Annotated in this window: 23 protein-coding genes; 18 read left to right on the forward strand and 5 right to left on the reverse strand. The window is 45.9% G+C overall.

The window, feature by feature from the left end:
* The 6 genes from C0033_RS27690 (at position 1) to C0033_RS21255 (ending at position 5,168) form a co-directional block, all read left to right on the forward strand.
* Positions 1-129, forward strand: coding sequence for a hypothetical protein (locus tag C0033_RS27690; protein ID WP_278320770.1), 129 nt, complete (start codon positions 1-3; stop codon positions 127-129).
* 2 nt (positions 130-131) lie between these two features.
* Positions 132-908 (forward strand): glucose-1-phosphate cytidylyltransferase, encoded by a 777-nt coding sequence (gene rfbF, locus C0033_RS21235; RefSeq protein WP_103229917.1) that lies wholly within the window; start codon positions 132-134, stop codon positions 906-908.
* Positions 908-1,960 (forward strand): CDP-glucose 4,6-dehydratase, encoded by a 1,053-nt coding sequence (rfbG, locus tag C0033_RS21240; RefSeq protein WP_103229918.1) that lies wholly within the window; start codon positions 908-910, stop codon positions 1,958-1,960. The genes rfbF and rfbG overlap by 1 nt, the downstream gene beginning before the upstream one ends.
* A 64-nt stretch (positions 1,961-2,024) precedes the next feature.
* A complete protein-coding gene (gene rfbH, locus C0033_RS21245; protein WP_103229919.1) occupies positions 2,025-3,362 on the forward strand; it encodes a lipopolysaccharide biosynthesis protein RfbH in 1,338 nt (445 codons plus the stop codon).
* 29 nt (positions 3,363-3,391) lie between these two features.
* Positions 3,392-4,243 carry a LicD family protein gene (locus C0033_RS21250; protein ID WP_103229920.1) on the forward strand — a complete coding sequence of 284 codons (852 nt, stop codon included), beginning with the start codon at positions 3,392-3,394 and terminating at the stop codon, positions 4,241-4,243.
* Entirely contained in the window at positions 4,236-5,168 is a 933-nt protein-coding gene (locus tag C0033_RS21255) for a glycosyltransferase family 2 protein (RefSeq protein WP_103229921.1), read from the forward strand. Before C0033_RS21250 ends, C0033_RS21255 begins: the two co-directional genes overlap by 8 nt.
* A gap of 49 nt (positions 5,169-5,217) precedes the next feature.
* Here C0033_RS21255 and C0033_RS21260 read toward each other — a convergent pair whose 3' ends face one another.
* Positions 5,218-5,577 (reverse strand): helix-turn-helix transcriptional regulator, encoded by a 360-nt coding sequence (locus tag C0033_RS21260; protein ID WP_103229922.1) that lies wholly within the window; start codon positions 5,575-5,577, stop codon positions 5,218-5,220.
* 220 nt (positions 5,578-5,797) lie between these two features.
* Between C0033_RS21260 and C0033_RS21265 the strand changes: the two genes are divergently transcribed.
* The 3 genes from C0033_RS21265 (at position 5,798) to clpX (ending at position 9,622) form a co-directional block, all read left to right on the forward strand.
* Entirely contained in the window at positions 5,798-6,037 is a 240-nt protein-coding gene (locus C0033_RS21265; RefSeq protein WP_103229923.1) for a helix-turn-helix transcriptional regulator, read from the forward strand.
* Positions 6,038-6,192: 155 nt separating this feature from the next.
* A complete protein-coding gene (locus C0033_RS21270) occupies positions 6,193-8,085 on the forward strand; it encodes a trypsin-like peptidase domain-containing protein (protein ID WP_103229924.1) in 1,893 nt (630 codons plus the stop codon).
* 67 nt (positions 8,086-8,152) lie between these two features.
* Positions 8,153-9,622 (forward strand): ATP-dependent Clp protease ATP-binding subunit ClpX, encoded by a 1,470-nt coding sequence (clpX, locus tag C0033_RS21275; protein WP_103229925.1) that lies wholly within the window; start codon positions 8,153-8,155, stop codon positions 9,620-9,622.
* Between the two features lie 2 nt (positions 9,623-9,624).
* Here the strand turns inward: clpX and C0033_RS21280 are convergent, their stop codons facing one another.
* Positions 9,625-11,367, reverse strand: coding sequence for a S8 family peptidase (locus C0033_RS21280; protein WP_103229926.1), 1,743 nt, complete (start codon positions 11,365-11,367; stop codon positions 9,625-9,627).
* Positions 11,368-11,461: 94 nt separating this feature from the next.
* On the opposite strand from C0033_RS21280, the gene lspA reads away from it, so the two are divergent.
* The gene (gene lspA, locus C0033_RS21285) at positions 11,462-11,935 is read left to right on the forward strand and encodes a signal peptidase II (RefSeq protein ID WP_103229927.1); all 474 of its coding nucleotides are present in this window, start codon (positions 11,462-11,464) and stop codon (positions 11,933-11,935) included.
* 530 nt (positions 11,936-12,465) lie between these two features.
* On the opposite strand, the gene C0033_RS27180 is transcribed toward lspA, so the two are convergent.
* A complete protein-coding gene (locus C0033_RS27180; protein WP_180994842.1) occupies positions 12,466-12,873 on the reverse strand; it encodes a hypothetical protein in 408 nt (135 codons plus the stop codon).
* 109 nt (positions 12,874-12,982) lie between these two features.
* Between C0033_RS27180 and C0033_RS21295 the strand changes: the two genes are divergently transcribed.
* The gene (locus C0033_RS21295) at positions 12,983-14,266 is read left to right on the forward strand and encodes a hemolysin family protein (protein WP_103229965.1); all 1,284 of its coding nucleotides are present in this window, start codon (positions 12,983-12,985) and stop codon (positions 14,264-14,266) included.
* Positions 14,267-14,325: 59 nt separating this feature from the next.
* On the opposite strand, the gene C0033_RS21300 is transcribed toward C0033_RS21295, so the two are convergent.
* Positions 14,326-14,685: a TIGR04086 family membrane protein gene (locus C0033_RS21300; protein ID WP_103229929.1), complete on the reverse strand. Its 360-nt coding sequence runs from the start codon at positions 14,683-14,685 to the stop codon at positions 14,326-14,328.
* A 166-nt stretch (positions 14,686-14,851) separates the two neighbouring features.
* Here C0033_RS21300 and scfA point away from each other — a divergent pair, with 166 nt between their 5' ends.
* The 6 genes from scfA to C0033_RS27185 all read left to right on the forward strand — a co-directional run bounded on the left by scfA (position 14,852) and on the right by C0033_RS27185 (position 21,003).
* Positions 14,852-14,998 carry a six-cysteine ranthipeptide SCIFF gene (gene scfA, locus C0033_RS21305; RefSeq protein WP_103229930.1) on the forward strand — a complete coding sequence of 49 codons (147 nt, stop codon included), beginning with the start codon at positions 14,852-14,854 and terminating at the stop codon, positions 14,996-14,998.
* A 243-nt stretch (positions 14,999-15,241) separates the two neighbouring features.
* Positions 15,242-16,636, forward strand: a complete 1,395-nt coding sequence (gene scfB / locus C0033_RS21310; RefSeq protein ID WP_103229931.1) for a thioether cross-link-forming SCIFF peptide maturase — start codon at positions 15,242-15,244, stop codon at positions 16,634-16,636.
* A gap of 18 nt (positions 16,637-16,654) precedes the next feature.
* Positions 16,655-18,781 (forward strand): protein translocase subunit SecD, encoded by a 2,127-nt coding sequence (secD, locus tag C0033_RS21315; protein ID WP_103229932.1) that lies wholly within the window; start codon positions 16,655-16,657, stop codon positions 18,779-18,781.
* A 15-nt stretch (positions 18,782-18,796) separates the two neighbouring features.
* Complete coding sequence (tgt, locus tag C0033_RS21320; RefSeq protein WP_103229933.1) at positions 18,797-19,939, forward strand: tRNA guanosine(34) transglycosylase Tgt; 1,143 nt, start codon at positions 18,797-18,799, stop codon at positions 19,937-19,939.
* 87 nt (positions 19,940-20,026) lie between these two features.
* Positions 20,027-20,323: a preprotein translocase subunit YajC gene (yajC, locus tag C0033_RS21325; RefSeq protein ID WP_103229934.1), complete on the forward strand. Its 297-nt coding sequence runs from the start codon at positions 20,027-20,029 to the stop codon at positions 20,321-20,323.
* Between the two features lie 497 nt (positions 20,324-20,820).
* Complete coding sequence (locus C0033_RS27185; RefSeq protein ID WP_180994843.1) at positions 20,821-21,003, forward strand: hypothetical protein; 183 nt, start codon at positions 20,821-20,823, stop codon at positions 21,001-21,003.
* Between the two features lie 271 nt (positions 21,004-21,274).
* On the opposite strand, the gene C0033_RS21335 is transcribed toward C0033_RS27185, so the two are convergent.
* Positions 21,275-22,150 carry an AraC family transcriptional regulator gene (locus tag C0033_RS21335; protein WP_103229936.1) on the reverse strand — a complete coding sequence of 292 codons (876 nt, stop codon included), beginning with the start codon at positions 22,148-22,150 and terminating at the stop codon, positions 21,275-21,277.
* A gap of 130 nt (positions 22,151-22,280) precedes the next feature.
* On the opposite strand from C0033_RS21335, the gene C0033_RS21340 reads away from it, so the two are divergent.
* On the forward strand, positions 22,281-23,369 hold the full coding sequence (locus C0033_RS21340; RefSeq protein ID WP_103229937.1) for a uroporphyrinogen decarboxylase family protein: 1,089 nt from the start codon (positions 22,281-22,283) through the stop codon (positions 23,367-23,369).
* Positions 23,370-23,391: the final 22 nt, after the last annotated feature.

Consider the following 23,391-nt stretch of genomic DNA (forward strand, 5'->3'; position numbering starts at 1 on the left):
ATGAGAATTCAGGCCGCCAAGGCGGCAGAACAGAGAGGGCAGTGGGAAGTTCCTTCCCACGCAGAGTTTGGAAAAACCATTCCAAACTCCACGAATTCAGGCCGCCATGGCGGCAGAACAGAGAGGTAGATATGAAAGTTGTAATTTTGGCAGGAGGTCTTGGGACCAGAATCAGTGAGGAAAGCCATTTAAAACCAAAGCCGATGATCGAGATCGGTGAAAAGCCGATTCTCTGGCATATTATGAAATATTATTCCCAGTTCGGATTCCACGAATTTGTGATCTGTCTGGGCTATAAGCAGTATGTGGTAAAAGAGTTTTTTGCGGATTATTTCCTCCATACTTCGGATGTGACCTTTGATCTGGCTAATAATAAGATGGAAGTGCACAATAACTATTCGGAACCGTGGAAGGTAACGCTTGTGGATACCGGGCTTCATACCATGACCGGAGGCAGAATCAAACGGATCAGGGAATATATAGGGAACGAGCCGTTTATGCTCACTTACGGCGACGGAGTTTCCACGGTGGATTTAAAGGCTTTGGAAGAGTTCCACAGAAGCCATGGAAAGATTGCTACCATCACCACGGTAAACCTGGGACAGATGAAGGGCGTGCTGGATATCGATGACAGCAACACCATCCGTTCTTTCCGTGAAAAGGATGACAATGACGGTGCGCTGATAAACGGCGGGTTCATGGTGATGAATCCTGAGATATTTGACTATTTGAAAGATGACAGCACCGTATTTGAGCAGGAGCCGATGCAGCGTCTGGCGGAAGAAGGCCAGTTGATGTCCTTCTATCATGACGGCTTCTGGCAGTGTATGGATACTCAGAGAGAAATGATGAAATTAGAGAGCCTGTGGCAGTCAGGGCAGGCGCCGTGGAAGGTTTGGGAAAATTAATGAAAGATTTTTATCAGGGAAAAAAAGTATTGGTAACCGGCCATACGGGATTTAAAGGTTCCTGGCTTTGCAGAATGCTGACCCTTTCCGGGGCAGAGGTAACCGGATATGCGCTGGAGCCGCCTACCAGCCCATCGCTGTTTTGTGCGGCCGGTTTGGAAGAGACGATTCATTCTGTGATTGGAGATATCCGGGACCGGGCTCATTTGGCTGAAGTATTTAAAGAAGTGCAGCCGGAGATCGTGTTTCATCTGGCCGCGCAGCCGATTGTGAGGGATTCTTATAAAGATCCGGTTTATACTTATGAAACAAACGTGATGGGAACGGTTAATGTGATGGAATGTGTGAGGCAGAATCCTTGTGTCCGCTCATTTCTCAATGTGACAACCGATAAAGTGTATGAAAATAAGGAGTGGGAATACGGATACCGGGAGTGCGATCCCCTGGACGGTTATGATCCGTATTCCAACAGCAAATCCTGTTCCGAGCTGGTGACGCACAGCTATAAGAAATCATTTTTTGAGGACGGGCGCTGCGCAATCTCCACTTCCCGGGCCGGTAATGTGATCGGCGGCGGTGATTTTGCCAATGACCGGATTATACCGGACTGTATCCGTGCGGCGGCGGCGGGACGGCAGATCGAGGTGAGGAATCCGCATTCCACAAGGCCGTATCAGCTGGTTTTGGAACCTCTGCATGTGTATATGATGATTGCAAAGAGCCAGTATGAGGATGGAAAATATCAGGGATACTATAATGTAGGGCCGGATGACTGCGATTGTGTGACCACAGGCCGGCTGGTGAACCTGTTCTGCGAAGCGTGGGGAGAGGGAATCAGCTGGGCAGACCGTTATGACGGCGGACCCCATGAAGCCAATTTCCTGAAATTAGACTGCTCCAAGATTAAGCATGTATTTGGATGGCGTCCCCATTATCATGTGGAAGAGGCCATTGAAAAGACGGTGGAATGGTCAAAAGCCTATTTAAACGGCGAGGACATGATGGCGGTGATGGACCGGCAGATTCTGGAATTTTGGCAGAAGGGCCGATAGATTGGGGATTTACAAAGAGTTTTTGATAGAAAACGCCGCACAGACGGCAGACTGAGAGGAAGCTATGTTTGAAAATAAGACAGAGCAGCAGGCCAAAGAAGAGATATTAGAGATGGTAGGGGCTTACTGCGAACAATTTCATAATAAAAAGAAGCCATTTGAACCGGGCAACCGCATTTCCTATGCATCCCGTGTATACGATAAAGAAGAGATGACTAACCTGGTGGACAGCGCTTTGGAATTCTGGCTCACTTCGGGCAGATATACGGACCAGTTCGAAGCGGAGCTTGGAAAATATCTGGGCGTGAGATTCTGTTCTTTGGTGAATTCCGGGTCTTCCGCCAATTTAAATGCATTTATGGCGCTGACCTCTCCCCTTCTGGGAGAGCGCCGGGTAAAGCGCGGAGACGAAGTGATTACCGTGGCGGCCGGATTCCCGACAACCGTCACTCCGATGATCCAGTATGGCGCGGTTCCGGTCTTTGTGGATGTGACCATTCCGCAGTATAACATCGATGTGACCCGTCTGGAAGAGGCGTATTCAGAGAAGACGAAAGCGGTTATGATTGCCCATACCCTCGGCAATCCTTTTGATCTTTCAGAAGTTAAAGCCTTCTGCGACAGACATAATCTGTGGCTGGTGGAGGATAACTGTGACGCGCTGGGAAGCCGTTACATGATTGAAGGAGAGATGAAGTTTACGGGAACCATCGGAGACATCGGAACCTCCAGCTTTTACCCGCCTCATCATATGACCATGGGAGAGGGCGGAGCCGTTTATACGGACAATCCTCTTCTTCATAAGATCATCCGCTCCTTCCGCGACTGGGGCCGGGACTGCGTCTGTCCATCGGGCCGGGATAATATGTGCGGCCACCGGTTTGACCGTCAATACGGAGAACTGCCGTTAGGATATGACCACAAATATGTCTACTCCCATTTTGGATATAATTTAAAGGCCACGGATCTTCAGGCGGCTATCGGCTGTGCACAGCTGAAGAAATTCCCATCCTTTGTGGAGAAAAGAAAAGCGAACTTTGCAAGGCTGAAGGAAGGACTGAAAGGAACCGAAGAAAAGCTGATTCTGCCGAAAGCATGCGAAAATTCCGATCCCAGCTGGTTTGGCTTCTTAATCACCTGCAAAGAAGGCGTGGACCGCAATAAAGTTGTCCGCTATGTGGAGGACAAGGGAATCCAGACGAGAATGCTGTTTGCCGGAAATCTGACAAAACATCCCTGTTTTGACCAGATGAGAGAATCAAAGAGCGGATACAGAATTGCAGGAAGCCTGGAAAATACCGACCGCATCATGGCAGATACCTTCTGGGTGGGCGTATACCCGGGAATGAGCGGCGAGATGATCGATTACATGGCAGAAACCATCCGTGAAGCAGTCCGCTAGGCGCGGAAACAGCGAGGAGCCAAAAGGATATGAGTGATAACAATACAGCCTATGACCTTAAAAAGGTTCATGAGGCGAATCTGAAGATATTAAAGGAGATCGACAGGATCTGCCGGAAATATAGAATTAAGTATTTAATGGATGCCGGAACCCTGCTTGGCGCTGTGCGCCATAAAGGGTTTATTCCGTGGGACGACGACGCGGACGTGGCGTTTACCAGAAATAACTATGAAGCATTTGTAAAAGTAGTAAGACGGGAACTGCCGGAAGGAATGACGTTTTTCGACTGCACCACATTAAAAGGCGGAAAAGCGTTTTATGACTTCACGTCCAGAATCATGTACGATAAAAGCAAAACCCATGAAAGTACTCCGGAAATGGAATATTACGAGGGAACGCTGAACCATCTCTGGGTGGATCTTTTCATCATCGACGAACTGCCGGAGAAGAAGAGTTCGGCGGCACTGACCCTGTTCCTTCATAAAGCAGTTTACGGCCTGGCTATGGGGCACCGCTATCAGCTGGATTTTAGCAATTACAGTTTCATGTACAAAGTGTTTGTAGGCGGCCTTTCCGCTGTGGGAAAAATGATTCCCATGAAGATTATATTTAAAATGCAGCGTATGCTGGCTGTGAAAGATAAAAAGGGCCGCAGCAATCTGCGCTATTACAGCAATTATCAGCCCGACTACCTGTATGTGACCTTGCAGAAAGAGTGGTGTGAGGAAACGGTAGACCTGGAATTTGAAGATACGAAACTGATGGCTCCTAAAGAATGGCATCAGGTGCTCACCTGGATTTATGGTGATTACAATAAACTGCCGCCGGAGAAAGAGCGTGTTCCGTCCCATTCCAGCATGGAGATTGAGATCTATGAATAAGAAAATTTCAGTAGTTGTATCGGTTTACAATGAAGAACTTGCATTGAATAAATTTTATACGGAGACGGTGAAGGTTTTGGAACAGCTTTCCTGGGACTATGAGCTGATATTCGTCAATGACGGGAGCCAGGATGGCAGTTACTGCATTATGAGCGAATTGGCACAGCAGAACACGAAAGTGAAAACCGTGAATTTCTCCAGGAATTTCGGCCATGAAGCTGCCATGATCGCAGGAATCGACTACAGCACCGGAGACGGGATTGTCTGTATGGACGCGGATTTACAGCATCCTCCGGAATGCATTCCCCGGATCATTGAAAAGATGGAAGAGGGATATCAGGTTATCAACATGGTGCGGACGAAAAACCAGTCTGCAGGATGGTTTAAAAACTTTGCATCGGGAGCATTTTACGATCTGATCAATGCGGTTTCCGATGTTAAATTTGAAAAAAATGCCTCTGATTTCTTTGCCATAAGCGATAAAGTGGCTGAGGTGCTGAAAAAGAACTACAGGGAAAAAGTGCGTTTTCTGCGCGGATATGTCCAAAACCTTGGGTTTAAGAAGACTACGCTGGAATACGAGGCGCGGGTGAGGGTTGCGGGAGAGAGCAAATACAGCATTCGGAAGCTGCTTCGCTTTTCCATCAATACCATTATGTGCTTTTCCAATCTGCCGCTGAAGCTGGGGATTTATGCAGGGATATTTGCGGCGGTCTTAGGGCTGGCCGTGCTGGTTTATACGGTTTATTCCTGGGCGTCGGTAGGCACGCCGCCGGGATATGCAACCATGATCGTGCTGATCTGCTTCATGTTTTCAATCCTTTTCATCATTGTGGGAATCATAGGGGAATATATCTCCATCTTATTTTCAGAACTGAAGGACAGGCCGATTTACATCGTAGAAGAAACAAAGAATATGGAATAAAAAAAGGCAGGATGAACATTTCAATCAGGAATGCGGTTCATCTTGCCTTTTAATTATCCTCTTTTTTATTAAGTGTGTGCAGATAATTAGCGTATGAAATCAGATGTTTACGATTTTCTTTATCAAGAGACATTAACAGGGAAAGAAAATCTCCGATGGTGGTGTGGTTAACAAGCGGTTTATTTAAATCGGAGACGTATTGGCGGTATTCTGTCTTACCCAGAAGATAATCCGTTGTCACTCCGTAAAACTCAGATAGTTTAACTAAATGACGGGATGGGAATTCATGGGCACCTGTCTCGTAATTGGAATAAGACTGCTGCGTGATTCCAAGAATCTTTGCAACCTGTATTTGTTTTAATTCATTCTCTTCTCTCAATTCACGGATAATATCAGTGCTGTTCTGCATAAGACCACCTCACATTTTGTATAAATAATTTACCATAGAAACAGAAATAACGAGTAATATACAAGTATTATATGGAGGAAAAGAAATAAATACACTTAATTGTTGTGAACAGGACAATAATAAATGAATAAATGATGTATTTCATAAATATATGGGACGTTATATCGCCCGAAATTGTTTCCGAATTCGAATACACTATTTGAAAAAAGGAGAAAGTAAGATGCAGGTATACGAAGCGACAAAAAAGCGGATTAAAGAGTTGTGCAGACAGAAACGTATGTCAGAATATATGCTGATATATAAGGCCGGCATGCCGCCTTCGACCGTAAAAAGTATTTTGAATGGAAAAAGCAAAAATCCCGGTATCGCCAATATTAAGAAGATTGCAGAAGGGTTTGAAATCAGCATCCGTGAATTTTATGACTCTGATCTGTTTGACGATTTGGAACCGGAGGATTGATTAAGGGGTATCCATGGGGGGATATTTTAGATGGAAGGAAGCGTTCATTTCACAATTTCATTATAATTTTATCACAATTTCATCACAAATAGCTGATAGGATATAACCATAAAAAGTAGTTAAAATCAGTTGTTAAGATGAAGGGGGATCATATTATGTACGATGAAAATAATAAAAATGAATTCGGTTATATGAATCCTGATGAACATGCGGAAGTTTCAAAACAGGAAGAGAATATAGTAAGCCAGACGGCGCATCAGGATATACAGGATCAGGAGTTAAGTGAGAAACAGACGGTTTTGAACCGACAGAATGAGAGATCGGAACAGATATCATCACAGCCTGAAAAACAGAGTGAAGAGGCATTAGAAGTAAATTTTGTTCTTCAGGATTCCGCAAAATCGGAACCGGTGCAGCCGGGGCAGGCAGATCAGCCGTCACAGATGAACCAGGCGGTGCAGCCGGGCCAGATAAATCAGCCGTCACAGATGAACCGGACGGTGCAGCCAGAACAGGCAAATCAGCCGTCACAGATAAATCGGACCCCACAACCGGAACGGATGAACCAGCCTGCACAGGACGCATCCTCTTACCGCCCACAGGCGGCCGGGTATAACCAGTCAGCCGGTTATCAGCAGAGAATGGGAACGGAAAACAGGAACCCATCCGGGGGCGGACAGTATAACGGTCAGGCCCGGCAGCGTCAGGAACAAAGCCGCTACAGCCAGAACCCGCAGATTCCCAACGGATATTATCAGGGACCATATGCGTCCGGACCGGTGTACAGCCAGATTCCTCCGGAGCCTAAGAAAAAGCCGGGAAAGAAACATTCAGTAGCAGGAAAGATAGCGGGAATCACAGCGGCAGCGCTGCTGTTTGGAACGGTATCCGGCGGGACTATGGTGGGCATCAATGTTTTATCAGACCGCTTTTTAGCCAAACCGGTTCAGACAGAGACACAGCCGGTTACCTTAGGCAAAGCAGAGACAGAAGCTGAGACTCAAAAAAAGGAAACAACTGCTCAAGCCTCTCAGGCCATTGTCACGGACGTGTCTGCCATTGTTGAGCAGGCCATGCCGTCAGTTGTGGCGATTAACAATACCATGCTTTATAAGACAAATTCCTGGTTCGGACCGTCTCAGACCTATGAGGTTCCAAGCAGCGGTTCCGGTATTATCGTAGGAAAGAATGATGAAGAACTTTTAATTGTAACCAATAATCATGTGGTTGCGGATTCCAATAACCTGAGCGTGGCATTTATTGATGACCAGTCTGTTGAAGCCACCATTAAAGGAACGGATGCGGATTCCGATTTGGCTGTTGTGGCAGTACCGCTGTCTTCTATCCCTGCGGAGACTCTGTCTCAGATTTCTGCAATCAAGATCGGTGACTCCGACAGCTTGAAAGTGGGCCAGGGTGTGATCGCAATCGGCAATGCCCTCGGATATGGACAGTCTGTTACCGTAGGTTATGTCAGCGCATTAAACCGAGAGGTTAAGACGGACGATTCCTCCACAAGAAACCTGCTTCAGATGGATGCAGCCATTAACCCCGGCAACAGCGGCGGCGCTCTCCTTAACATGCAGGGCGAACTGATCGGCATCAACGCTGCCAAATATTCATCCACCGAGGTGGAAGGCATGGGGTATGCGATTCCGATTTCCCAGGCCAGCGATATTATCAATGAACTGATGAACAGAGAGACCAGGAATGCGGTGGAAGAAAGCAAACAGGGTTATCTGGGCATTCAGGGAAAGAACATCGACGAGACGGCTGCGAAAGAATTCGGTATGCCGAAAGGTGTTTACGTATACAAGATTTTAGATGACGGGGCGGCAGCCAAATCCAGCCTCCGCGAGAAAGACATCATCACTAAATTTGACGGACAGGGCGTTCGTTCCATGGCGGATCTTCAGGAACTTCTGACTTATTATGAAGGCGGAGAAACTGTGACGATGACTGTTCAGTCGCTGGAAAATGGACAATATGAAGAGCACAGTGTGGACGTGACTCTCGGATTCCGTCCGCAGGTTGAAACTTCCAAATAATGAGAAGTTTGGACTCGCTTGTGCCCGGAACAAAAATGTATTATAATGAACCCATGGCTTTAGAGACATGGGTTCTTTTCGTACCACTGATCTGGTCAGTTATCATCAATTTCAACGCGAGAAAAGGAGAAACAGTTTGGAAAACCAGGATAAGGAATTAGAAGAGAATAAAAATACAACAGACGAAGACGATAATAATGATTATGAGAATATATGTTATGTATGCCGCCGGCCGGAAAGCAAAGCCGGAAAGATGATTTCCATGCCGGGCGGCATGTGCTTGTGCAATGACTGCATGCAGAAGGCATTTGATTCCATTACCAAGGGCAATTTTGATTTCTCGCAGATTCAGAACATGCCTTATATGAACATGAATCTCAATGAATTTACCAATGTGCCGGAGATGGCAATTCCCAATAAGCAGAAGATTAAGAAGAAAGCGGCCAAGGAAGCGCCGAAACTGACGATCAAGGACATTCCGGCCCCTCATGTGATTAAACGCCGTTTAGACGAGTATGTGATCGGCCAGGAAAAGGCGAAGAAAGTTGTTTCCGTAGCCGTTTATAACCATTATAAACGCGTGATGCTGGACATGCCGGCAGATCCGGAAAAGGGAGAGGACGTAGTTATTGAAAAGTCCAACATCCTGATGATCGGCCCTACAGGAAGCGGAAAGACCTATTTGGTAAAAACGCTTGCGCGCCTTTTAGATGTGCCTTTAGCCATTGCGGATGCCACGTCTTTGACGGAAGCCGGATATATCGGCGACGATATTGAGAGCGTTATATCTAAACTTCTGGCCGCTGCCGACAATGATGTGGAACGGGCGGAACACGGGATCATATTTATAGACGAGATCGATAAGATTGCAAAAAAGAAAAATACCAATACCAGGGATGTCAGCGGAGAATCCGTGCAGCAGGAGCTTTTGAAGCTGCTGGAAGGAAGCAAGGTGGAAGTTCCGGTGGGTTCCAACCAGAAGAATGCACTTACCCCGATGACAACCGTGAATACCGACCATATTTTATTCATATGCGGAGGCGCGTTCCCGGATCTGGAAGATATTATAAAGGAGCGTTTGACGCAAAAGTCATCCATCGGTTTTGAAGCCGATTTAAAAGACAGGTTTGATAATGATCCTGATCTGCTCAGCCAGGTCACCAATGCGGATTTGAGAGCATTTGGTATGATTCCCGAATTCCTCGGCCGTCTGCCCATCACGGTAACGCTCAAAGGACTGACCGTGCCGATGATGGTGGAGATATTACGCAAACCTAAGAATGCGATCTTAAAGCAGTACATAAAACTGCTGTCTCTGGACGAAGTGAAGCTTGTTTTTGAAGATGATGCCCTGGAATGGATCGCTCAGGAAGCGATTAAACGGGAGACAGGAGCCAGGGCTCTCCGTGCCATAATTGAAGAATTTATGCTGGATATCATGTATGAGATTCCAAAAGACCCTAACATCGGTTCTGTGGTCATAACCAGATCCTATCTGGAAAAGAGCGGCGGACCGATGATTGAGATGAGAGGATAATTCTATTCACGAAAACGCAGCAACGAATTGAACAGATCCAGCGTGCCATAGCCGAATTCCCTATTTGGATATGTGTACGCTGGATTTCTTGATGCTCCCCTCACCAGATAACTTTTAACGCCGGGCTGATATATGGACAGAGGGATCGAATTTTTTAATCCCCATCCCAGCAAAACGGCGGCGGCGCCGGCCACATGGGCGGCCGCTACAGATGTGCCGGTTCTGCGGGTCATGGGAAAGACCCTGCCGTTTTCGGTGTCTCTGCCCAGCCCAGGACCATAGACATCCACGCCAGGTGCAGCGAGTTCAGGTTTAATTCCGCCGTCTCGTGAGAAACCGCGGCTGGAATGGATGTAGATGCTGCCGTTTTGGTGGTTATAAGCGCTGACTGTGATGGGTGCGGGGGAGTTTCCCGGCTCTGTAATCGTGGTGTCAGGGTTGGAGCGCAGAAATACGGTATCATCACTAATAAACCCATGTACAGGAAGCCACATATGGTATTGTCCTGTGATAAAAAGAGAATTGTAGACCCGGATTCTCCACAGGCCGGCTGCTGGTGTTTCAAAGCGGATAAAGACAAGCTGGCTGCCGGAACCCATTTCTGAGGTGATATAATTAACTGTGATAACGGTCTGCTCCAGCAGGAGATTGATCCGTGTTTCATTACCGCGTAAGACCGGTATGCGTTCGATCTGTTCCCCGGATGGAGTGATAAAACCAACCGTATATAATTCTGCTTCTCTGGCCCATAATTCAACCGTAAGCCCTCGTTCACCTTCTGCAATTCTTAATTCCACCTCCTCATAACTTTCATCTTCTCTGATACTTCCAAGAAAATGATGGCGGAATCCAGTTTCATTACCCGCCGCGATAACGCTGGCCACACCGCCGGTCAGGCTGATCTGGCGAAAGAACAACCCCAAAGACGAGGTGCCGGAATGGCTTCCTGAATTAGTTCCTAACCCTAACAGCAGAACCAGTGGGGCAGTGTACAGATAAGACAGATTCAGAAGATAACGGATTCCCGTCAGAATGTCATTTTCCTGGTAAGCGATGGCGTCTTCCCGAATTCCGTAAAAATCTCTCAGGTATTGTTTGGCCGGCTTTAATTTTACGATTCCAAGGCGGCAGGAAGGCGCCGCTCCAAAGAAACTTCCGTCTTCCGTTTCACCGCCTCCGGCTATTCCTGCCAGAAAAGTTCCGTGTCCATTGGTATCCATGGACGGTACGACAGACAAAGGATCGGGGGATGCGAGCGCTTCGTTGATCTGAATTTCCGTAAATTCCTGTCCGTAAAGGAGGGAGTAATCAAAGCCGAAGGTTACGCCGCCGGGACCATTTTCAGGAAGTGTCTGATCCCAAATGCCCAGAATCCGTGTGGTTCCGTCCGGATTTTGAAATAACGGATTGGTATAGTCGATTCCCGTGTCAATGATACCGATGATAACTCCTTCTCCTGACGAATTAAACGCCGGCTGTGCGCGGCTGTCGGTGATACCGGAAGCGTCCATGCTGGAGGTGTCCAACAGAGAATAAAGCTTTGGAATTGTTTCATAAGAATATTTTTCTAAAGACAAGGGAAGAACATCCTGTAGAGGACGGTAAATCACCAGGAGTTCGCGGTTTATAAAATCGATGCATGGTGAATCATAAATACGATACAATTCTTCCAGTGGAAGACTGGTGTGCCGGTAGATAAAATCAGCATAATCTTCGGAGGTAATGTCTGCACTGCAGGGTTCCATAGCGGCTCCGCAATTATAAATTTTCTCTAGTATTATATGCAGGTTTATAGTAAAATGTTAACAATAGGTGTAAGAAGAACAGGAGGGTATCATCATGGTTTTCATCTGTGTGGCAGGAATAATATTTGTTATAGATCTTCTGTTAAAGGAATCGATCGAACAACAGGATCCGGAGACATTTCCAAGAGAGCTGGAAAAAAGCCAGGGAAAGATCCTTCTTTACCGCAACCACAATGAAGGGTTCCCATTTGGTTTTTTAAAGGAAAAACCGGAACTGGTAAAGAATGTCCCTTTAATCATGACTTCAGGTCTGGCCGGAATTTTACTTTGGCTGCTGCCTAAGAAGGGGCAGCTTTTGGAGAAAATTGCGCTGACCTTCGCCATCGGCGGAGCGCTGAGCAATCTGTATGACCGGATGGTGCGTGGATATGTGATCGATTATTTCAGCATTCAGTGGAAAAAACTGAAAAAAGTGGTGTTTAATCTGGGCGATCTCTTTATCTTTGCAGGTGCGCTTCTACTTTTAATCAGCGAGTTGATCCAGTCCATAAAAGAAATGAAACATTGATAAATCTTTATTTAACTGAGTAAGGTACGCCGGAAAGAAGGGGAAACCTGGGCGGGCGGCGGAACTGATAAGAGATAGGGGATTCGAGTTTCGACCCTAAGAGGTACTAAGGCCGTCAGAAACGGAAAAAGGCAGAGCGGCGCCCATTCGCGGTGAACTCTTTATGACTTCATCGCTCAAGGGCGCCTCAAATACTGATTCGGAATTCAGTATTTGTCTGCCTTTTTCCGCTTCTGCCGACCAAGTACCTCTAAGGGTCTGCAAACGATCCCCTATCTCTCATCAGTTCCGCCGCCCGCCCAGGTTTCCCCTTCTTTCCGGCTGTTGCTTGCTAGCTAAGAATAAAAAAGATTTGGTGGATGGGATAGTAAAGTTTTACATCAACCGTTAAGTCTTTTTCAGAAATGCCTTCACCATTTAATGTAAAGGGTGAGGGCTTTTCGCAAAATGCCTTGACGTTTAAAGTAAAAACCGACGGCATTTCTGAAACTGCTTTGACGATCAATGTAAATGTGATGCTACATAAATACCTATGCATCAATATTGTTTTTAACCAGGCTAGCGAAAACCAGCACGGAATGGGGAGGCGGAGCCGGGAGCGGCAGGTCGGAGGAGCCGTCCGGGCCGGGGAAGGAAGTATGCAGCCGTATGGGATCGTATGGAACCCCTTTAGAGCTACTTAGGCCCGTAAGGACAGAACGAGGCAGGTAAAAACTGATTTCCGTCTCAGTTTTTAAAGCGCCGTTGAGCAGCGAAGTCATCAAGAGTTCACTGCGAATGGCGCTGGCCTGCCTCATTCTGTCCTTACGGGCCTTAGTAGTTCTTAGGGGCGAATCCCGAATCCCATACGGCTGCATACTTCCTTCCCCGGCCCGGACGGCTCCTCCGACCTGCCGCTCCCGGCTCCGCCTCCCCATTCCGTGCGTATCTTTCGCCAACCCCGTTAAATAACAATTCTGTGCCAAACTCTTGAGTTTCTTTGTTGACAGATTAGTATATATCATGTACAATCAGAAGCAAAATATTAAAAAACAGGAGTTGATCTTTTTGGATTCGAGTGACGTCAAACAGTTGCTTGCGATTATTATTTTATTATGTCTTTCCGCATTTTTTTCATCAGCAGAAACAGCGCTTACCACGGTAAACCGGATACGTATCCGGACTTTGGCAGAGAATGGAGACCGGCAGGCGGTTACATTGACCAAGGTGATTGAAGACCAGGGTAAGATGCTGAGCGCAATTCTCATCGGTAACAATATTGTAAACCTGTCCGCTTCTTCATTGGCGACCACATTTACGATTCATGTATTTGATAATAAGGCAGTTGGTATTGCAACCGGTATCTTAACTTTAGTGATCCTGGTTTTCGGGGAGATCACACCAAAGACCTTATCCACCATTTATTCGGAAAAAATAGCATTAAAGTACGCAGGCGTGGTGTATGCATTGATGTATGTATTGACACCCGTTATTTTTGTTGTAAATAAATTATCTCTCGGTTTTCTGACACTTTTGAGAATCGATCCCAATAAAAAGCAGGATTCCATCACAGAAGATGAACTGAGAACAATTGTGGAAGTGAGTCATGAAGAGGGAGTCATCGAGTCAGAGGAAAAGAAGATGATCACCAATGTGTTCGATTTTGGGGATTCTCTTGCAAAGGACATCATGGTGCCAAGGATTGATATGGTGTTCGTGGATGTGGATATGACTTATGATGAGCTTTTAGAACTGTATAAGGAAGAGCGTTTTACCCGTATGCCCGTTTATGAGGACACAACGGATAATGTAATCGGCATTATTAATATGAAGGATCTGCTTCTTTTGGAAGATAAAGACAGCTTCTCAGTACGTGACTATCTGCGCCAGCCTCTTTATACCTATGAGTTTAAAAAAACGTCTGAGCTCATGGTTGAGATGCGCCAGACATTTAACAATATTGTGATTGTTTTAGATGAATATGGGGCAACTGCGGGTCTGATCACATTGGAAGATATGCTGGAAGAGATCGTAGGAGAGATCAGGGATGAATACGATGAAGATGAAGAGGAGAGCCTGATTGAACTGGCGCCGGGCGAGTACCTGGTAGAAGGTTCCATGAAACTGGATGATTTAAATGACATGCTGGATTTAGAACTGGAATCGGATGATTATGATTCCATCGGCGGTCTGGTGATCGGACTTTTAGACCATCTGCCGGACGAAGGCGAAGAGGTGACCCACAAAGGGGTGCGCCTGGTGGTTGAAAAGGTGGAAAAGAACAGGATCGATACCATACATCTGTATTTGCTTGAGGCAGAGGATCAAGGGGAAGACGGAAAGAGCGCATAGAACCCTGAAAGCTCCGTTTTTCCGGCATCGGTGAGGACAACAGAAAAACGGAATACAGGTTAACTCATCATGCCGCCCACCGTTCCGCTCAAAGCGCATATGGCCAGAGTGGTACCGATCTGTGTGATGTTTCCGCTGAGACCTTTTCCCAGAATCATAGATACCAGGAACAAGACCAGAAAATACAGAGCGCCCAGTAAAAAACCCCAGAAAAAACGGCGCTGCCGGATTCCTTTTCCCGCCAGAAAACCGCCGATAAGACAGGTGATGATGTAGATGGCATTGACTGCGATCGCCACCTGGCTTTCCTTTAAGCGCAGCTTGTATAGGGCGAACGCAGAGAGGACCAAAAGGATGCCTGTCAGCAGGTAGGAAAAAAGAAGGGACCTGAGTACCGCTTTCATTTTTGAGTTTGCCATGTGTGAACTCCTTTATCAGATTTCTATGCTTCAATATATTCTTTTCAGGGCTGAGATATGTCCCAAGTTACGTAAAAAACTTGCGTTGGTGAAGAACATGTGATATAATTTTCAGGACTTCAAACAATTCGCGAGGCGAACTGAATAAACCAGGAGGGTGATAGATATGAAACATGTAAAAACATTAAGTAAAAACACACTGAAAGATACAATGAAAAAAGGCGGATGCGGTGAATGCCAGACTTCTTGCCAGTCAGCATGCAAAACATCTTGTACAGTAGGAAACCAGAGCTGCGAAAACGCTGACAGATAGTTTCTGTTTTCATTTCAGCAGTTTACATAAGGTGACCGGGAATTAATAAGATAAGGCAGATAAGATATGACCCCTATGGTCGGCCAGATCGTAGGGGTCTTTCGCTTGTTTTCCGGATATGCAGAAAAATCAGGCGGAGTTTCGCGAGCGAAACTCCTTTTTATATCATAGGATATAATTTTTATCTGTTCTAATATGTGCGTTTTCCAATCGGAGATTGGGCGCTAGACAAGGAGAATATTTGTGATTCATCAGTATAAAAATAACGGCTACAACATCATTTTGGATGTCAACAGCGGCTCCGTCCATGTTGTAGATGACGCAGTATATGATGCGGTTGAAGCGGCATCATCCATCATGCCGGAGCTGGAAAAGGCCCAGGAATTGCCGGGGGAGGTAATTTCCGCTGTCAGAGAGGCTTTAAAGGGCCGGTATGAAGAGACTTTAATACAGGAAAGCCTGGATGATATTCAGGAATTAATCGATGCAGAGGAACTGTTTACGAAAGACGTATATCAGACCTATGTGACTGACTTTAAGAAAAGGGAGACTGTGGTAAAGGCTCTGTGCCTCCACATTGCTCATGATTGTAATCTGGCCTGCAGGTATTGCTTTGCGGAAGAAGGCGAATACCATGGACGCAGAGCCCTGATGAGTTTTGAGGTGGGAAGAAAGGCTTTGGACTTTTTGATTGCCAATTCCGGAAGCCGGAGAAACTTGGAAGTGGACTTTTTTGGCGGCGAACCATTGATGAACTGGGAAGTTGTTAAGCAGTTGGTGGAATACGGACGCTCAAAAGAGGCAGAATATAATAAGAGGTTCCGTTTTACCCTGACAACCAATGGAATTTTGTTAGATGACGAAGTGATGGAATTCTGCAACCGCGAGATGAGCAATGTGGTGCTCAGCTTAGACGGCAGAAAGGAAATCAACGATCTGATGCGCCCGTCCAGAAATGGAAAGGGCAGTTATGACATCATTGTGCCTAAGTTCCAGAAGTTTGCGGAGAGCCGGAAACAGATGAATTATTATGTAAGAGGGACCTTTACGCGCAATAATCTGGATTTCTCTGAAGACGTGATTCATTTTGCGGATCTGGGCTTTAAGCAGATGTCCATTGAACCGGTAGTTTCTCTGCCGGAAGAGCCATACTCCATAAGAGAAGAGGATATTCCTAAGATCATGGAAGAGTATGATAAGCTGGCGGTGGAATACATTAAGAGGAAAAAAGAAGGAAGAGGCTTTAATTTCTTCCATTTCATGATAGACCTGCAGCAGGGGCCGTGTGTGGCGAAAAGGCTGTCAGGATGCGGATCGGGTACGGAATACCTGGCCGTGACACCATGGGGGGACCTCTATCCCTGCCACCAGTTCGTTGGCGAGGAAGGATACCTTCTTGGCAATGTGGATACCGGAGTTACGAATACCGCAGTCAGAGATGAGTTCAAGCTCTGTAATGTCTATGCAAAGGATAAATGCAGAGACTGTTTCGCAAGATTTTACTGCAGCGGCGGCTGTGCGGCGAATTCATTTAAATTCCATGGTTCCATTACGGATGCGTATGATATCGGATGCGAGATGCAGAAAAAGCGGATTGAGTGCGCGATTATGATTAAAGCGGCCTTAGCCGACGAATAAAAAGAGGAGAAGAAAATCATGAAGAACAACAAAGGAAAAGGCCTGATTGGCCTGCTGATTCTGTTGATTGCCATAGGCGTGTTCGGATACTTCGGTTATGATACGATGGACGATATCAAACTCGGTCTGGACTTAGCCGGAGGTGTCAGCATCACGTATCAGGCTGTTGATCCGGATCCAAGTGCGGAAAGCATGTCAGATACGATCTACAAACTGCAGCAGAGGGTTCAGAATTACAGTACCGAAGCTGAAGTTTACCAGGAAGGAAGCAACCGTATTAACATCGATATTCCAGGCGTTTCAGATGCCAACTCCATTCTGGAAGAACTTGGAAAACCGGGATCTCTTATCTTTACGGATGAGAATGGCCAGCAGATTCTGACCGGTGATCAGGTGGCTTCTGCAAAAGCGGTTATCGGCGAGCAGAACGGCGTTAAGAAATATATGGTAAGCCTGACATTTACCGAAGCGGGAACGAAAGCATTTGCGGATGCTACAACCGCTAATGTGGGTAAGAGAATTGCCATTATCTATGACGGAAAAGTTTATTCCAATCCGGTTGTCCGCGAGGCAATTACCGGAGGAGAATGCCAGATCGACGGTATGACGGATTATGAAGAAGCAGAAAACCTGGCTTCCACCATCCGTATCGGTTCTCTGTCGCTGGAACTGGAAGAGCTTCGTTCCAACGTGGTTGGAGCTAAGTTAGGCCAGGAAGCCATCGCAACCAGCTTAAAAGCGGGCGCGATCGGATTCGCTATTGTAGCGGTATTTATGATTATTGTATATCTGGTTCCGGGTCTTGCAGCTGTGCTTGCCCTGTGCCTGTATGTGGGTGTAATCCTGATTACGCTGGCGGCATTTGAGATAACCCTTACCCTTCCGGGTATTGCTGGTATCGTGCTTTCAATCGGTATGGCCGTGGATGCCAATGTCATCATCTTCACACGTATTAAAGAGGAAATCGGCCTTGGAAAGACCGTTCATTCAGCTATTAAGACAGGTTTCAATAAAGCGCTTTCAGCAATTATCGATGGTAATATTACCACATTGATCGCAGCGGTTGTTTTGTTCTGGAGAGGTTCCGGTACGGTAAAGGGATTCGCTGCAACTCTGGCAATGGGTATCGTGCTTTCCATGATCACCGCATTGTTTATCACAAAATTCGCTTTATACGGCTTATATGAAATCGGATTCCAGAATCCTAAGTTCTATGGAGTGAAGAAAGACAGCAAGATCATCGATTTTGTCGGAAAGAGAAAGCTCTGTTTTGCAATTTCACTTATTTTGGTACTGGCCGGATTTGTATTTATGGGCGTGAACACAAGCTCAATCGGCAGTCCGTTTAACTACAGCATGGAGTTTAAGGGCGGAACTTCTACCAATGTAACGTTTAATGAAGATATGTCCCTGGAGGATATTTCATCTAAGGTTGTGCCTGTAGTCGCAGAGGTGACCGGAGATCCGGAAGTTCAGACTCAGAAGGTAGCAGGTTCCAATGAAGTTATCATTAAGACAAAGACTTTATCCGTAGAACAGCGTCAGGCACTTGATGATGCGATGGTTCAGAACTTTGGCGTAGAATCTGAAAAGATCACGGCGGAAAGCATTTCCGGTGCGGTCAGCAATGAGATGAAGAGAGATGCTGTAATCGCAGTTGTAATCGCTACGATCTGTATGCTGATCTATATCTGGTTCCGTTTTAAAGATATCAAGTTTGCAGCCAGTGCAGTTTTAGCGCTGCTTCATGACGTGCTGGTAGTTATTACCTTCTATGCGGCTGCAAAATGGTCAGTTGGTTCCACGTTTATCGCATGTATGCTGACAATTGTCGGATACTCCATCAATGCTACGATCGTTATTTTCGACCGTATCCGTGAGAACATGGCAACGAAGACCAATAAACAGTCTTTGGAAGAGGTTGTGAATCTGAGTATTACACAGACATTTACAAGAAGTATCAATACTTCTTTAACCACATTTATCATGGTATTTGTATTATTCCTTTTGGGAGTTTCTTCCATCCGTGAATTTGCGCTTCCATTGATGGTTGGTATTGTCTGCGGTACCTATTCTTCTGTTTGTGTAACCGGTGCTTTGTGGTATGTAATGACTATGGCAAAGCAGAAGAAAAAACAAAACTAATAGATGGGATTACCTATGGAATATAAAATCATAGCAAGGGATGGACGTGCTAAAAGTGCTGAGATGAAAACTGTGCACGGCACGATCCAGACTCCTGTCTTCATGAATGTGGGAACTGTGGCCGCCATTAAGGGCGCGGTATCCACCGATGATTTAAAGGGGATTAAGACGCAGGTTGAGTTGTCCAATACCTATCATCTTCATGTGAGGACAGGAGATCAGTTAATTAAAAAGTTCGGCGGACTTCATAAGTTCATGAACTGGGACCGGCCGATTCTGACGGATTCCGGCGGATTTCAGGTATTTTCTCTGGCCGGACTGAGAAAGATAAAAGAAGAAGGGGTTCATTTTAACTCCCATATTGACGGAAGAAAGATCTTTATGGGGCCGGAAGAAAGCATGAGAATCCAGTCTAACCTGGGTTCGACAATTGCTATGGCATTCGATGAATGCCCGCCAAGCCATGCGGATTACGAGTATATCAAAAAGTCCGTGGACCGGACGACCAGATGGCTTGAACGCTGCAGGGCGGAGATGAACCGTTTGAATTCCCTTCCGGATACCATCAATAAACAGCAGCTGTTATTTGGAATCAACCAAGGCGGCGTTGTGGATGAGATCCGTATTGAACACGCCAAAACCATTGCAGCCATGGATTTAGACGGCTACGCGGTAGGCGGTTTGGCGGTTGGAGAGAGCCACGAAGAGATGTATCATATTCTGGATGTGACAGTACCTCATCTGCCGTCCGATAAGCCCACCTATCTGATGGGAGTGGGAACACCGGCCAACATATTGGAAGGGGTGGACAGAGGCGTTGATTTCTTCGACTGTGTATATCCAAGCAGAAATGGACGGCATGGACATGTCTATACCAATCATGGAAAGCTGAATATGTTTAACCAGCAGTACGAACTGGACCCACGGCCTATTGAAGAAGGCTGCCAGTGTCCGGCGTGCCGTTCTTACAGCAGAGCTTATATCCGGCATCTTTTTAAAGCGAAGGAGATGCTTGGAATGCGATTATGCGTCTTGCATAATTTGTACTTTTATAATACAATGATGGAAGAGATTCGCGACGCAATCAGAGAGCAGCGCTATGCTGAGTATAAAGCCAAAAAACTGACAGGCATGGCGGCAGGGCAAAACGAAGATTAATATCGGATTTGTCATGAGAAGAGAAGAATACGCGGTGAGGCGTTACGCAATAAAACAGCGGTTCTTATATTGAAGGAGGAAGTTTTTATGTTAACAGCATCAAACCTTATGAGTGGTCCTGGATTCTGGATTATGTATGCCGTTTTGATTTTCGGTCTTATGTATTTTATGGCAATCAGACCTCAGAAGAAAGAAAAGAAGAGAATGCAGGAACTGATGGCAAGTATTGCAGTAGGGGACAGCATCTTAACCACCAGCGGTTTCTACGGTGTCGTAATTGATCTGACAGAGGATACTGTTATTGTAGAATTCGGCAATAACAAGAACTGCCGTATTCCTATGCAGAAACAGGCAATTGTTCAGGTTGAAAAACCGGAAGTTTAATTGCAAATCTTTATTTAGTTTAGAAAGAAACGCCGGAAAGAAGGGAGCGCCCGGGCAGCCGGCAGGAATGAAAAGAGATAGGGGATTCGAGTTTCGACCCTAAGTGATACTAGGCCGCCAAGAGCGGAAAAAGGCAGCGCGGCGCCATTCGCGATGAACTCTTTATGACTTCATCGATCAAGGGCGCCTCAAATACTGATTCGGAATTCAGTATTTGTCTGCCTTTTTCCGCTCTTGCCGACCAAGTATCACTAAGGGCCTGCAAACGATCCCCTATCTCTTTTCATTCCTGCCGGCTGCCCGGGCGCTCCCTTCTTTCCGGCTGTTGATTGGCTAGCTAAGGATAAAAAGATTTGATGGATTGTGAGTAAGTTTTTACATCAACCGTTAAGTCTTTTTCAGAAATACTTTCACGATTTAATGTAAAGGGGGAGGTCATTTTGCGAAATGCCTTAACGTTTAAAGTAAAACCTGAAGTCATTTCTGAAAATCCCTTCATGATCTATATAAATTTGGCTTTACGTAAATACCAATGCATAATATTGCTTTTAACCAGGCTAGCGAAAACCAGCACGGAATCGGGAGGCGGAGCCGGAAGCCAACGGCCGGAAGGGCTGTCCGGGCCGGGGAAGGAAGATGCAGCCAAATGGGATTCGGGATTCGCCCCTAAGAGCTACTAAGGCCCGTAAGGACAGAACGAGGCAGGCCAGCGCCATTCGCAGCGAACTCTTGATGACTTCGCTGCTCAAGGGCGCTTTAAAAACTGAGACGGAAATCAGTTTTTACCTGCCTCGTTCTGCCCTTACGGACCTAAGTAGCTCTAAAGGGGTTCCATACGATCCCATTTGGCTGCATCTTCCTTCCCCGGCCCGGACAGCCCTTCCGGCCGTTGGCTTCCGGCTCCGCCTCCCGATTCCGTGCGTCCCCCCTTCGCCAGCCCCCATCGTTAAATCACAATTTAGTCCCTCCCCCATGCAGTTTCTGGTACTGTTTTGGAGTCAGGCCCGTCCTTTGTTTGAAAATCCTGCTGAAATGCGCCTGATTTGAGTAGCCGGAAAGGAATGCGGCTTCCTCAACCGTACAATTTTGATGAAGGAACTCCTTGGATTTTTCCAGCCGGTAGCGGATGATATACTCTCCGGGAGACTCCTGGCAAATATCATGGAATAAATGATATAAGGCCGCTTTGCTTAAAAGAAATTGGCGGCATATATCATCAACAGTCAGTTCTTTTGAATAATTACTGCTGATATAAGAGATAATGCGGTAAAAAGTTTTATGGTTTTCAGAACCGGAAAACGGTACTTTATGAATTTCCCGATATCTCCGGTTAATAAAGAGGAGAAGCTGGGCCAGCAAAAGCTTTTTTGATAATTCACATCCATAGAGTTTCCCGGGATCAGCGTTATGGTAAAAAAGCAGCTGTTCCAGATATGCGGCCGCCTCTTTTCGCTGTTCGTAAGACGACAGGGGAAGAAGCTGGGGAGTGTTGACGTTGCGGTAGATAAAACATTCCTGCAAATCGGCATCAAAAGAGAAACCGGAAAGATATTCCGGCGAGAAAAAAAGTACATAACGGCGGCAGGGCTGGTTTGTGCTGGTTCTGAGGCAATGAAGGTCCATATGATTTAGAAGCAGAAAGCAGCCGGGTGGAACCGGTATTGTTTGGTTTTCCAGTTCACAGATAATCTCATCTGTCAGTGAGAAGACAATTTCAAACTGACTGTGGATATGAAACGGCTTTTTTGATGAAATGATATCAGACTTATACTTGATTGAAAAATCATCCTGAAGTTTGGCGCTGTATTTTAATAATTCTTTTTTCATAATATCTTTTTCCTGGTGAAATGGTTATTTGGATAGAATATGCAAAAAAATAAACAGGAAATGCAAAGCAATTTTTTCGTCTTTAGTATAACATAGGTGTATTAAAAATGAAAGGTTGTGAGATGTCCCTATGAATTATGGTGAAAAGGTATATGAATTATTGGAATTGTTGGAACGGGGACTGGTTGCTGAGATAGAGGAAGAAAAGGCAGAACGGATAAAAAAAGCGCTGAATTATGAGAAGACTGAAAAAATACCGCTGCGTGTGATTTATCCCAACCAGTCAGGCTATAAACCTGCTTCAATGGAATGTATACATCAGGATATGGATGCCATGATGTATAATGAGCTGATTAAATGTCTTCCGGTCATCGAGATACGGGATGACTCAATCCCTATGATACGGGCCAATTACGGAACCGGAACTCTGCCTTCGCTATTTGGAGCAAAATTCAAGATAGTAGATGATAATATGCCTTGGGTATCGCCTCTTTCTCAGGATGAGATAGACGGCTTTATCCGCAATGGTATGCCGAAGCTGAGCGGCGGGCGGGTGAGCGCCACGCATGAGCATTATCACAAACGACTGTCCGAGTTTCCCAAGTGCCGGAAATATATCAGGGTATATCATGCGGATCTGCAGGGGCCTTTTGATGTGGCCCACCTTTTGTGGGGGAGCAATATTTATTTGGATATGTACGATGACCCGGACCGGGTAAAGGCATTTTTAGCTGTGGTTACGGATACGTATATCGCTTATATGAAACAGATTCTGAACGAGACAAATGCGGAGACAGGCGATGGGTTCCACTATCATTGGTCCAGCATTTATAAAGGCAGAATTACTCTCAGGGAGGACAGCAGCGTGAATCTGTCCAGGGACTTTTATGAAGAATTTATCAAACCCTGCAATGAGAAAATTGCAGATGCCTTTGCTCCCATTACCATGCATTTTTGCGGGAGAGCAGACCAGTGGGTGCACAGTCTCATCTCAACGCGCAATATACAGGGACTTAACTTTGGCTATATGCCGGGAAAATTCGATAATGAGTTTTTAAAATTTATCCATAATGCGTGCGAGCAAAAGGGCGTTTCTGTCCAGGATTATAAGTCCAATGAAAAAGAATATCAGGTATTGGATAAAAGTATTTTTAAAACAGGCATTACATATGGGGTTAATGTGGAAAATTATAAGCATGCAATCGAAATTTCGCGCTGAGCATGTCTATGTAACCGAATAA

Source organism: Clostridium sp. chh4-2, assembly GCF_002899675.1.
GTDB lineage: Bacteria > Bacillota > Clostridia > Lachnospirales > Lachnospiraceae > CHH4-2.